Source organism: Allobosea sp. RAF48, assembly GCF_052114025.1.
GTDB lineage: Bacteria > Pseudomonadota > Alphaproteobacteria > Rhizobiales > Beijerinckiaceae > Allobosea.
In genome coordinates, this window is record NZ_JBFRDZ010000011.1 from 169040 (window position 1) to 180935 (window position 11896).

The 11896-nt window shown below is 65.1% G+C and carries 9 protein-coding genes; 8 read left to right on the forward strand and 1 reads right to left on the reverse strand.

Annotation, left to right across the window (positions count from 1 at the left end):
- Nucleotides 1-14 precede the first annotated feature (14 nt).
- The 4 genes from AB4Z10_RS19905 (at nucleotide 15) to ppx (ending at nucleotide 5663) form a co-directional block, all read left to right on the forward strand.
- Nucleotides 15-1124, forward strand: a complete 1110-nt coding sequence (locus AB4Z10_RS19905; RefSeq protein ID WP_441472118.1) for an AI-2E family transporter — start codon at nucleotides 15-17, stop codon at nucleotides 1122-1124.
- A 7-nt stretch (nucleotides 1125-1131) separates the two neighbouring features.
- Nucleotides 1132-1830, forward strand: coding sequence for an HdaA/DnaA family protein (locus AB4Z10_RS19910; RefSeq protein WP_441472119.1), 699 nt, complete (start codon nucleotides 1132-1134; stop codon nucleotides 1828-1830).
- Nucleotides 1831-1957: 127 nt separating this feature from the next.
- On the forward strand, nucleotides 1958-4153 hold the full coding sequence (locus tag AB4Z10_RS19915) for an RNA degradosome polyphosphate kinase (protein WP_441472120.1): 2196 nt from the start codon (nucleotides 1958-1960) through the stop codon (nucleotides 4151-4153).
- Complete coding sequence (ppx, locus tag AB4Z10_RS19920; protein WP_441472121.1) at nucleotides 4089-5663, forward strand: exopolyphosphatase; 1575 nt, start codon at nucleotides 4089-4091, stop codon at nucleotides 5661-5663. Before AB4Z10_RS19915 ends, ppx begins: the two co-directional genes overlap by 65 nt.
- 136 nt (nucleotides 5664-5799) lie before the next feature.
- On the opposite strand, the gene metC is transcribed toward ppx, so the two are convergent.
- Nucleotides 5800-6990: a cystathionine beta-lyase gene (metC, locus tag AB4Z10_RS19925; protein WP_441472122.1), complete on the reverse strand. Its 1191-nt coding sequence runs from the start codon at nucleotides 6988-6990 to the stop codon at nucleotides 5800-5802.
- Between the two features lie 262 nt (nucleotides 6991-7252).
- Here metC and AB4Z10_RS19930 point away from each other — a divergent pair, with 262 nt between their 5' ends.
- The 4 genes from AB4Z10_RS19930 to AB4Z10_RS19945 form a co-directional block, all read left to right on the forward strand.
- Nucleotides 7253-8275, forward strand: coding sequence for an amino acid ABC transporter substrate-binding protein (locus tag AB4Z10_RS19930; protein ID WP_441472123.1), 1023 nt, complete (start codon nucleotides 7253-7255; stop codon nucleotides 8273-8275).
- Nucleotides 8276-8837: 562 nt separating this feature from the next.
- Nucleotides 8838-10034, forward strand: coding sequence for an amino acid ABC transporter permease (locus tag AB4Z10_RS19935; protein ID WP_441472124.1), 1197 nt, complete (start codon nucleotides 8838-8840; stop codon nucleotides 10032-10034).
- Between the two features lie 10 nt (nucleotides 10035-10044).
- Nucleotides 10045-11424: an amino acid ABC transporter permease gene (locus AB4Z10_RS19940; protein WP_441472125.1), complete on the forward strand. Its 1380-nt coding sequence runs from the start codon at nucleotides 10045-10047 to the stop codon at nucleotides 11422-11424.
- Nucleotides 11425-11459: 35 nt separating this feature from the next.
- A partial coding sequence (locus AB4Z10_RS19945) for an amino acid ABC transporter ATP-binding protein (protein WP_441472130.1) occupies nucleotides 11460-11896 on the forward strand: 437 nt, incomplete at its 3' end.

Consider the following 11896-nt stretch of genomic DNA (forward strand, 5'->3'; position numbering starts at 1 on the left):
AAAGAGGCTGATCGATGACGTTGCAGCGCCAGATCGGCTTTTGGCTGGGCTCCCTCCTGGTCTTCGTTCTCCTGCTCGTGCTCTTGCGCGACATCCTGCTGCCGTTCATCGCGGCGCTCGCGCTCGCTTATCTCCTCGATCCGCTGGCCGACAGGCTGGAGCGGATGGGCATGAACCGGCTGACGGCGACCATCGTCATCCTCATCATCTTCCTGATTATTTTTGTGCTGGGGCTGGTGCTGCTGGCGCCGTTGCTGGGGCGGCAGCTCGCCGGGCTGGTCGACAGGCTGCCTTCCGACGCCGCGAAGCTGCAGGCACTCGCGATGGAGAAAGGATTCCCCTGGCTGGAGCGTTTCGGCGGCGGCAACCTGCAGCAGGAGGCGCAGAACTCGCTGGGGAACCTCGTCGGTCAGGCGACGCAATGGGTCGGCGGCCTGCTGAAGTCGCTCTGGAGTGGCGGCACCGCCATCGTCGGCGTGTTCTCGCTGCTCGTGCTGACGCCGGTCATCGCCTTTTATCTCCTGGTCGACTGGGATCGGATGGTCGCGGCCGTCGACAGCTGGCTGCCGCTCGATCACCGCGACACCATCCGCGGTCTCCTGCACGAGATGGACATGGCCATCGCGGGCTTCCTGCGCGGCCAGGCTCTCGTCTGCCTGCTGCTCGGCACCTTCTACGCGATCGGATTGAGCATCATCGGCGTCAATTTCGGCGCGCTGATCGGCATCATCAGCGGCTTCCTGTCCTTCATCCCCTATGTCGGCTCGCTGACCGGGCTCGTGCTCTCGGTCGGCGTGGCGATCGTGCAGTTCTGGCCTGACTGGACCTGGCCGCTGGCGACGCTCGGCGTCTTCCTCGCCGGCCAGTTCCTCGAAGGAAACATCTTCCAGCCCAAGTTCGTCGGCGATTCGATCGGCGTGCATCCGGTCTGGCTGATGTTCGCGCTGCTTGCATTCGGCTCGCTGTTCGGCTTCGTCGGCCTGCTGCTGGCGGTGCCGCTTGCGGCCGTTATCGGCGTGCTCTGCCGCTTCGCGCTGCGGCAATATCTCGCCAGCAATCTCTACCATGGCATCGGCGCCAGGCGTTCCGCCTCGGCGAAGGCGCGTGCCGACGCCGAGCTTTGAGCCGATCATGTCCGACGTGCCACCACGTCCGCGCCAGCTCGCCCTCGACCTGCCCGTCGACAGCCGCCACGGCGTCGAGGATTTTCTGGTCGGCCCCTCCAACGAGGCGGCCTACGGACTGATCGAACGCTGGCCGCAATGGCCTGACGCCTGGCTGCGGCTGACCGGGCCCGAAGGTGCCGGCAAGACTCATCTTGCCGCGATCTGGGCCCGCGCCGCCCATGCCTGGACGATTCAGGCCACGGAGCTGAGCGAGGCAAAGGTCCCGCACCTTGTCTCCGGCGGCGCCCTGGTGGTCGAGGATTGCGACGCCGGGCCGTTCGACGAGGCCGCGCTCTTTCATCTGATGAACGCGATGAAGGCACGCGGGGGGCATCTGCTGTTGACGGCGCGCACCGAACCCGACCGCTGGGGCCTGCGGGTGCCGGACCTGCTGTCGCGGCTGCGGCTCGCACCGGGCGCCACGATCGAGCCGCCCGATGACGGGCTGCTGCGGGCGCTCCTCGTCAAGCTCTTCATCGACCGCCAGCTCGTTGTCGACACGGCCGTCATCGAGGCGCTGGCGCTCAGGATGGAGCGCTCCTTCGCCGCCGCGCGGCAGGTGGTGGACCGTCTCGATCGCGTCGCGCTGGAGCGCGGTCGGCGCGTCACGCGCCCGCTTGTGCAGGAAGTGCTGTCGGAATTGTTTCCCGAGGAGCCCGCGTGAAAGAGCGCGTGCTTGCAGAGCGGCCATGCTGTCATACGAAATCATGTCGCCCGTCATCGAAACGTCACGCTAGAATGGCTTCAACGGCGCCATGAGCGGAAAGACGATCAGGACACGGGTGAAGCGCATGACTCTCGAGACCGTGACCGACGAGCTGGAGAAGCTCTCCGGCGAGGCTGATGCGGCGCCGCTGCGCCGGCAGACCGAGCGCTTCATGAACCGCGAGCTGTCCTGGCTGCAGTTCAATCGCCGCGTCATGGAGGAGGCCTCGAATCGCAGTCACCCGCTGCTGGAGCAGCTGCGCTTCCTGTCGATCTCGGCGAACAATCTCGACGAGTTCTTCATGGTCCGCGTCTCCGGCTTGCGCGAGCAGCTCAAGGCCGGCGTGGTCACGCCGAGCCAGGACGGTCTCACCCCGGCCGAGCAGCTCGCCGCGATAGGCGAGGCGGTTTCGGCCCTCACCGACGACCAGCAGGCGCGCTGGGCGGAGCTTCGCCACGATCTGCATGAGAATCGCATCCACCTGCTGCAGCCGGGCGACATCGGCTCGCAGGACCGGATCTGGCTGGAGGACTATTTCCTCAATTACGTCTTCCCGGTGCTGACGCCGCTGGCGATCGACCCGGCGCACCCCTTCCCGTTCATCCCCAATCTCGGCTTCACCATCGCGCTGGCGCTGGAGCGCAAGAACGACGGGCGCCAGCTCGACGCGCTGATCCGGGTGCCGACCAAGATCGACCGCTTCATCGAACTGCCCGATCTCGCCCGCGAGGGGCTGCATCGCTTCATCACGCTTGAGGACGCGGTTTCGCTCTTCATCAGCAAGCTTTTCCCCGGCTACGAGGTCAAGGGCACCGGCTCCTTCCGCGTCATCCGGGACTCCGATCTCGACATCGAAGAGGAGGCGGAGGACCTCGTCCGCGTCTTCGAGACCATGCTGAAGCAGCGCCGGCTCGGCGTCGTCATCCGGCTCGAGCTCTCGACCGGCATGCCCGCGCATCTGCGCCGGCTCATCGTGCGCGAGCTCAAGGTCGATGCCGACGAGATCGTCGAAGTCAACGGCATGATCGGCCTGAACGAGCTCTCGCAACTTGTGGGCGTCGACCGGTCGGACCTGAAGTTCAAGCCCTACAACGCCCGCTTCCCCGAGCGCATCCGCGAGCATGGCGGCGATTGCTTCGGCGCGATCCGCCAGAAGGACCTGCTCGTCCACCACCCCTATGAGAGCTTCGATGTCGTCGTGCAGTTCCTGCAGCAGGCGGCGCGCGATCCCAATGTCGTCGCGATCAAGCAGACGCTCTATCGCACCTCGGCGAATTCGCCGATCGTCAAGGCGCTGACGGAAGCTGCCGAGGCCGGCAAGTCGGTGACGGCGCTGGTCGAGCTGAAGGCGCGCTTCGACGAAGAGGCGAACATCCGCTGGGCGAAGGAGATGGAGCGCGCCGGCGTCCAGGTCGTCTACGGCTTCATCGAGCTCAAGACCCACGCCAAGCTGTCATTGGTGGTGCGGCGCGAGGCCGGCCAGCTCGTCAGCTACTGCCATATCGCGACCGGCAACTACCACCCGATCACGGCCCGCATCTACACCGACGTCTCTTTCTTCACCGCCGACCCGGTGATCGCGCAGGACGTCGCGCGCATCTTCAACTTCATCACCGGCTATGCCGAGCCGGCCGGGCTGGAGCGCATGGCCGTCTCGCCGACAAGCCTCAAGCAGCGCCTGCTCGATGATATCGCCGAGGAAGTCGCCCATGTGAAGGCCGGCCGCAAGGGCGCGATCTGGGGCAAGTGCAATTCGCTGGTCGATCCCGAGATCATCGACGCCCTCTATGACGCCAGCCAGGCCGGCGTCGAGATCGACTTCGTCGTGCGCGGCATCTGCTGCCTGCGGCCGGGCGTGCCCGGCCTCTCGGACAATATCCGGGTCAAATCGATCATCGGCCGCTTCCTCGAGCACACCCGCGTCTATGCCTTCGGGGCCGGCCACGGCATGCCTTCGCCCAAGGCCAAGGTCTACATCTCCTCGGCCGACCTGATGCCGCGCAACCTCGATCGCCGCGTCGAGGCCCTGACGCCGATCCTCAATCCGACCGTGCATCAGCAGTTGCTTGATCAGATCATGTTGGCCAACCTGCTCGACAATGAGCAGAGCTGGACGATATTGCCCGATGGCGGCTCGCGCCGCATTGTCCCTGCGCCGAACGAAGAGCCGTTCAACGCGCATAAGTACTTCATGACGAACCCGAGTCTGTCCGGACGTGGAAAATCGCTCTCGAATTCAAGTCCCCGCTCCCTCTCGCGCCGGGGAGGCCGTAAAGCCTGAGCTCCGGCACGCGCCGGGGCGGCTTGCGCTCGCCGACACCATCGCCATCGTCGACATCGGTTCGAACTCGGTCCGCCTCGTCGTCTACGAGATGCTGGCGCGGGCGCCGTCGCAGGTCTTCAACGAGAAGGAGATGGCCGGCCTCGGCCGGCAGGTCGCCACGACCGGCCGGTTGGCGCAGGACGCCATCGAGAAGGCGATCCTGGCGCTGATCCGCTTTCGCATCCTCTGCGAAGCCATGCATGTCGGCGAGCTCCGCGTCATCGCCACGGCCGCCGCACGCTATGCCGAGAACGGGCCGGACTTCATCGCCCGCGCCGAAGAGGCGATAGGCCAGCCGATCGAGCTGATTTCCGGCGGCCGCGAGGCAATTCTCTCGGGCCTCGGCGTGATCTCGGGTTTCGATTCTCCGGACGGTGTCGTGGGCGATCTCGGCGGCGGCAGCCTGGAGCTGATTTCTGTCAAGAACGGCGCTGTGGGGAAGGGCGCCAGCGTCCCGCTCGGGGGCCTCGCGTTGCTCGATCGCTCGAAGGGCTCGATCCGCGCGGCCGAGAAGATCGTGAAGGACGAGCTCGACAAGCTGCCGCAGCTCGCCGCGATGAAGGGGCGCGATTTCTTCGCCGTCGGCGGGACCTGGCGCGCGCTCGCGACGCTGCATCAGCGCCGCGCGAACTACCCGCTCAACGTGATGCATGCTTATGCGATCCCGCCGAAGGATGCCTCCGATTTTGTCAAGCTGGTCGAGCGGGCCGACGCCTCGGTGCTCGACGCCATCGATTCCGTCTCCTCGGCACGTCGGCCGCTGCTCGCCTATGGCGCGCTGGTGCTGGACGAGCTGATCAAGCGCGGCAAGCCGCGCAACATCGTCATCTCGGCGCAGGGCGTGCGCGAAGGGCTGCTGCATGAGCAGCTCTCGCCGCGGGAACAGACCGCAGACCCGCTGCTGCAGGCCGCGCGCGACTACAATCTCCTGCGTGCCCGCGATCCGCGTCACGCCGCTGACCTGATCGCCTGGGTCCACGGCATTCTCGAAACCGCCGGGTTGGTGCAGGACGAGCCTTCGGGGCGCTTGATCGAGACCGTCTGCCTTCTCTCCGACATCGGCTGGCGCGCCCATCCGGATTATCGCGGCGAGCAGAGCATGAACGTCATCGCCCATGCCTATTTCACAGGCATCGACCATGTCGGGCGGGCCTTCCTGGCGATGACGATCTTCCATCGCTATGCCGGTCTAAAGGCCAGCTCGCCGGCTGCCGAAGGCTTGAAGACCCTGCTTCAGCCGGCGCTCCTGGCGCGTGCGACGCTGATCGCCGCGATCTTCCGCGTCGCCTATCTTTTGTCTGCCGGCATGGCCGGCATCCTGCCGCGCATCCCGGCCACCTGCGTCGACAACCGCCTGGTCCTGCGCTTTCCTGGGGATCTCGCTTCCCTGGCGAGCGAGCGCGTGGAAGGCCGGCTCAAGCAACTCGCCAAGCTGCTCGGGCGCGACTTCGAGATCGGCCGGGTCTGAAGCAGCTTGTCCGGCGCGTCATGCTCGGGCTTGGCCCGAGCATCTCTTGCAGAAAAGGCCTCCCATCCTGCGGGGGATTCTCGGGTCTGCGCTTCGCTTCGCCCGAGAACGGCGGTGGAAGGGGCCTGGTCCTCGTTCAGCTCGCCGCGCGCAAGCGCGCGAAGCCGGCGTCGAGATCGGCCTTCAGGTCCTCGATATCTTCGAGGCCGATATGGAGGCGGATCGTCGGTCCCTTGAAATCGGGCTTGGTTGCCGTCCGGTAGTCCTTGCAGTCGAAGGGCAGGACGAGGCTCTCATAACCGCCCCAGGAGGCGCCGATGCCGAACAGGGTCAGGCCGTCGAGCATCGCGCCGACAGCCTTCATCGAGACGGGTTTCAGCTCGATGGTGAAGAGCGAGGAGGCGCCGGTGAAGTCGCGCTTCCAGATCTCGTGGCCGGGCGCGCCCGGAAGGGCGGGGTGGAGGACGCGGGCGACCTCGGGGCGTTCGCGCAGCCATTCGGCCATGGCGATGCCCGCTGGCATCTGCGCCTTGAGGCGCACGGCCATCGTCCGCATGCCACGCAGCGTCAGGAAGGCATCCTCCGGCGCCACGATCAGCCCGAGCTGATTCCAGGCTGCGCGCAGCTTCCTGAACTGCTCCGGCGTCCGCGCCGAGATGGTGCCGATCAGCACGTCGGAATGGGCTGCGTAGTATTTGGTGCCGGCCTGCACCGAGTAGTCGACACCGAATTTGTGGGCGTCGAAGAACAGCGGTGTCGCCCAGGTGTTGTCCAGCGCGACCGGGATGTCGTGTTCATGCGCGGCCGCGACGATGGCCGGGATATCCTGCATTTCGAAGGTCTGGGACCCCGGCGCCTCGGTCCAGACGGCCTTCGTGTTCGGCTTGAACAGTTTGACGATGTCGCCGCCGATCAGCGGGTCGTAATAGGTGGTCTCGATCCCCATCCGCTTCAGGAAGGTATCGCAGAAGATGCGAGTCGGGCGGTAGACGCTGTCCGTCACCAGCACGTGGTCCCCGGCGGAGAGCATGGTCAGGAAGGCGAGCGTGCAGGCCATCAACCCCGATGGCGTGACGACCACGCCGGCACCGCCCTCGATCGTGTTGGCGGCCGCGATCAGCGCGTCGAGCGTCGGATTGCCGTCGGTGCCATAGGTGTAGCGCGCCTTGCGGACCAGGAAGTCTTCGGTGTTGGGATAAACGACCGTCGAGCCTCGTACGATAGGCGGATTGACAAAGCCGTAGCTATCGGCCGGGTCGCGTCCGGCCAGCACGAGGCGCGTCCGCTCGCCGAGGCGCGCAAATTCAGGCGAAGACAGCTTTTTCATGGAAACGGCAGGTCTCGGAAGCGGAAAAATGCAGCCGGGCTTGACCACACCCCACAAACTCGCATGTGATGCATGCGGTGAACAAGGGGCGCCGGGGGCGGGTGGCGGTTGCTTGACGCTCATGGGGCACTCTGGCAATCGACTCGGCAACGGGGGCGCCGCACCAAACGCAAAGATAATCGAGCAGCGGAAAGCTGCCGGCGGCGAGACCAGGATGGCGTTCGGCGCAAGCCGGAAACGTGGCTTCAATGGGAGAGTACCGATGAAAAAGTTTGTAGCCGCCGCTCTTGCGGCAGGAATCGGCCTGGCGATTTCCGCAACCGCGGCTTCGGCCCAGGCGACGCTCGCGCAGGTCAAGCAACGCGGTATCCTGAATTGCGGCTCGAACACCGGCCTCGCCGGCTTTGGCGTGCCCGATGCGCAGGGCAACTGGAAGGGACTCGACGTCGATCTCTGCCGCGCGATCGCGGCGACGATCTTCAACGACCCGAACAAGGTGAAGTTCATCCCGCTTTCGGCCAAGGACCGCTTCACCGCGCTCCAGTCGAGCGAGATTGACGTGCTGGTGCGCAACTCGACCTGGACGATGACGCGCGACGCCTCGCTCGGCCTGCTCTTCACCGGCGTCAACTACTATGACGGCCAGGGCTTCATGGTCCGCAAGAAGCTCGGCGTGAACTCGGCCCTGCAGCTCTCGGGCGCTTCTGTCTGCACCCAGCAGGGCACCACCACCGAGCTCAACCTCGCCGACTACTTCCGCGCCAACAACCTGAAGTATGAGGTCGTGGCCTTCGCGACCTCCGACGAGACGGTCAAGGCCTATGACGCCGGCCGCTGCGACGCCTTCACCACCGATGCGTCCGGCCTTTACGCCGAGCGCCTGAAGCTGACGAACCCGGACGACCACATCGTCCTGCCGGAGATCATCTCCAAGGAGCCGCTCGGCCCGTCCGTCCGCAATAACGACCCGCAGTGGTTCAACCTGGTGAAGTGGGTCGGCTTCGCCATGCTGAACGCCGAGGAACTGGGCGTGACCCAGGCGAATGTCGAACAGCAGCTCAAGTCGGATAACCCCGAGATCAAGCGCCTGCTCGGCACCGAGGGCAAGTTCGGCGAGCAGGTTGGCCTGACGCCGGATTGGGTCGTGCGCATCGTCAAGCACGTCGGCAACTACGGCGAATCGTTCGAGCGCAACGTCGGCCAGGGTTCGCTGCTCAAGATCGCCCGCGGTCAGAACGCGCTCTGGACCAAGGGCGGCCTGCAATACGCTCCGCCGGTTCGCTGATGCATTCGCGGGGCGCCGGCTAGACCGGTGCCCCGTTTGTTCCGCGGCCTGAAGCTGCCGCCCGCGCCGCGAGCCGCTCTCGAAGCGTTTCGCGGCGTTGCTGTATTCGCCCTGGATCAGGGCAATCCAACGGATTGCGAAGCGTCACAGCGCATTGACGGGATTGTTCGTTGACGCGGTGGTTTCCGGCGCGCAGAGATTCAAAATCGGCGCCGGATGGTGGTTGGCGCGGTTGGTCCGGGATTTGCTGATCGGGGTTTTGCTTCAGCAGGGCTTGCCGTATCAGCATTTGCTGCTCAAGATTTGTTCAATCGGGGAGAGCGGGACGAACCCGCTCCGAACAGGGGAACGGCATGAAGACAGAGAGCATCACTGCCGCCAGAGCGGCAGCTGTCGGCGTCGGTATCGCGTCGGGTCCGTGAACGCCGGAAGGGCCCGCATGGCGCGCCCTTCCGGCAAGAAGCTCACAGAAAAAGCGGCACGGACAACAGGACGACCTCGGCGCAACCGCACAGCCGAAGGATCGCCGGCCGCCACAAGCGAAGCAAAAGGGGCGTGACAAGTGTCGAGCATTCCCGACCAAACGGTATCACCCGGCAAGGCGTCGTTGTTCTACGACCCCAGGATCCGCGGCTACGTCTATCAGATCCTGCTGGTCGGGGTAGTCGGCTTCCTGATCTGGTCGGCCGCATCCAATGCCATCGAAAATCTGCGTGCGCAGAAGATCGCCTCGGGTTTCGGCTTCTGGCACAACGCCGCCGGCTTCGACATCAATCAGAAGCTGATCCCGTTCTCGGCCCAGGGCGGCTCGACCTATGGTCAGGCCTTTCTGGTCGGCCTGCTCAACACGCTGCTCGTCGCCGCCCTCGGTATCGTCCTCGCCACCTTCATCGGCTTCGCCGTCGGCGTGGCGCGGCTCTCGAACAACTGGATCGTCGCCAAGCTGGCTATGATCTATGTCGAGGTCATCCGGAACATCCCGCTGCTGCTCCAGCTCTTCTTCTGGTACAACGCGGTGCTGAAGCCTTTGCCGGACGCCCGCAACTCGATCGCGCTGCCCGGCAGCATCTATCTCAACAATCGCGGCATCATCCTGCCGAGCCCGCAATTCGCGCCGGCTTTCGAGGCGGTCGTCATCGCCTTCATTGTCGGCGTCGTGGCGGCGATCGCCTTCTTCATCTGGTCGCGTCGCCAGCAGATGCAGACGGGCAAGCAGTACCATAACGGCTGGGTCGCGCTCGCGCTGATCATCGGGCTGCCGCTTCTGGTCTTCTTCATCACGGGTCGGCCGCTCTCCTTCGACTATCCGCAGCAGGGTCGGTTCAACCTCACCGGCGGCATGCAGATCTTTCCTGAGTTCGTGGCGCTGCTGATCGGCCTCTCGACCTATACCGGCGGCTTCATCGCCGAGGTCGTGCGCGCCGGCATCCTGGCGGTTTCGAAGGGGCAGTCCGAGGCCGCCCATGCGCTCGGCCTGCGCTCCGGCCCGACGCTGAAGCTCGTCGTCATCCCGCAGGCCATGCGCGTCATCATCCCGCCGCTGACCTCGCAATACCTCAACCTGACCAAGAACTCGTCTCTGGCCGTGGCGATCGGCTATCCCGATCTCGTCCAGGTTTTCACCGGCACGGTTCTGAACCAGACCGGCCAGGCGGTCGAGGTCGTCGCCATCACCATGGCGGTCTACCTGACGATCTCGCTGGTGACGTCGTTCTTCATGAACCTCTACAACCGGCGCATGGCGCTGGTCGAACGGTGAGGGCGGATCGATGACCGACGCAACGATCGAAAACGCCCCTTACGCCTTCGTCCGCAAGGAGACGTTGCAGCAGGAGCCTGCGCCCCTCTCCGTGGCCGGCCCCTGGGCCTGGATCAGGACCAACCTGTTTTCCAGCCCGCTCAATGCGATCCTGACCCTGCTCTGCGCCTATCTCGTGTTTGACGCGGTGCCGGGTCTGGTCCGCTTCTACTTCCTCGACGCAGTCTGGACCGGAGAGCATCGCGAGGCCTGCCTCGCCGACAAGGTCGGCCGGCCGGTCGGTGCCTGCTGGGCCTATATCGCCGACCGTTTCCAGTACTTCATATACGGGTCCTATCCGGTGGTGGAGCGCTGGCGGGTCAACATCGTCTTCGCGATGTTCGCGCTTGGCGTGGTCTGGATGCTCTGGACCAAGGCGCCGCTGAAGAAGATAGGCGTCTTCTTCTTCTTCATCATCCTGCCGGCGAGCGCCTTCATCCTGCTACTGGGCGGGGCTCGGGCCGAGAGCTTCCTGCGCTTCCTGATCCTGCTCAGCTTCGCGCTGGCGGTGCTTTATCTGGTGCTGTCCTTCGTGCCCTCGCTGGCCAAGTTCTGGCTTGGCGAGGCACAGTTGGCCGTCGAACAGGAGATGCCGGCCTGGCAGCGCTTCTATCGGCCCAAGCGCCTGATCCTGATCGCGCTGGTCGTCTTCGGCCTGCTGGCGGTGTTGGCCGACAAGGTCGGGCTGCCCCGTGTCGACACCGGGCTCTGGGGCGGCATGACGGTGACGTTCCTGATCTCCGCGGTCGGTATCGTCTTCTCGCTGCCGCTCGGCGTGCTGCTGGCGCTGGGGCGCCGCTCGCGCCTGCCCGCCATCCAGCTGCTCTCGGTGATCTTCATCGAGTTCGTGCGTGGCGTACCGCTCATCACCGTGCTGTTCATGGCCAACACCATGCTGCCGCTCTTCGTGCCGCAGGAATGGTCGCCGGACCGGCTGCTTCGGCCGTTGATCGGCGTCGCGCTCTTCGCCGCCGCCTACATGGCGGAGGTGGTGCGCGGCGGCCTGCAGGCGATCCCGAAGGGCCAGTACGAGGGCGCGATGTCGCTCGGCCTCGGCTACTGGCAGATGATGCGTCTGATCATCCTGCCGCAGGCGCTGCGGATCGTGATCCCCGGCATCGTCAACACCTTCATCGGGCTGTTCAAGGATACGACGCTGGTCACCATCGTCGGCATCTTCGATTTCCTGCGCACGATCGAGGCGACCCTCGTCGACCCCACCTGGGCGACGCCGACTACGCGGTCGACAGCCTACGCTTTCGCCGCGCTCTTCTATTTTCTTTGCTGCTGGGGAATGTCGCGCTACTCGGTAGCTGTCGAGAAGCGCCTAGCCGCCGGCCAAAAACGTTGAGAGGGATGACGACCATGGCAATGGCAGAAACCAAGATGACGGATACCCGGCCTGCGGCGCTGAAGCAGACCTCGTTGAACACGGCGACGGCGGTCGAGATGATCGGCGTGAACAAGTGGTACGGTGAGTTCCACGTGTTGCGGGACATCAACCTCAAGGTTCAGCGCGGCGAGAAGCTGGTCATCTGCGGCCCGTCCGGTTCGGGCAAGTCGACGATGATCCGCTGCATCAACCGGCTCGAGGAGCACCAGAAGGGCCAGATCATCGTTGACGGCACGGAGCTCACCAACGACCTCAAGAAGATCGACGAGATCCGCCGCGATGTCGGCATGGTGTTCCAGCACTTCAACCTGTTCCCGCATCTGACGATCCTCGAGAACCTGACGCTGGCGCCGATCTGGGTGCGCAAGATGCCCAAGAAGGACGCCGAGGAGATCGCGATGCACTATCTCAAGCGCGTCAAGATCCCGGA

What these genes read in the sequence shown, in the direction of transcription:
- AB4Z10_RS19905 (WP_441472118.1), top strand. Translation starts at nt 15, where the DNA reads ATGACGTTGCAGCGCCAGATCGGCTTTTGGCTGGGCTCCCTCCTGGTC.
- AB4Z10_RS19910 (WP_441472119.1), top strand. Translation starts at nt 1,132, where the DNA reads ATGTCCGACGTGCCACCACGTCCGCGCCAGCTCGCCCTCGACCTGCCC.
- AB4Z10_RS19915 (WP_441472120.1), top strand. Translation starts at nt 1,958, where the DNA reads ATGACTCTCGAGACCGTGACCGACGAGCTGGAGAAGCTCTCCGGCGAG.
- metC (WP_441472122.1), bottom strand. Translation starts at nt 6,990, where the DNA reads ATGAAAAAGCTGTCTTCGCCTGAATTTGCGCGCCTCGGCGAGCGGACG.
- AB4Z10_RS19930 (WP_441472123.1), top strand. Translation starts at nt 7,253, where the DNA reads ATGAAAAAGTTTGTAGCCGCCGCTCTTGCGGCAGGAATCGGCCTGGCG.
- AB4Z10_RS19940 (WP_441472125.1), top strand. Translation starts at nt 10,045, where the DNA reads ATGACCGACGCAACGATCGAAAACGCCCCTTACGCCTTCGTCCGCAAG.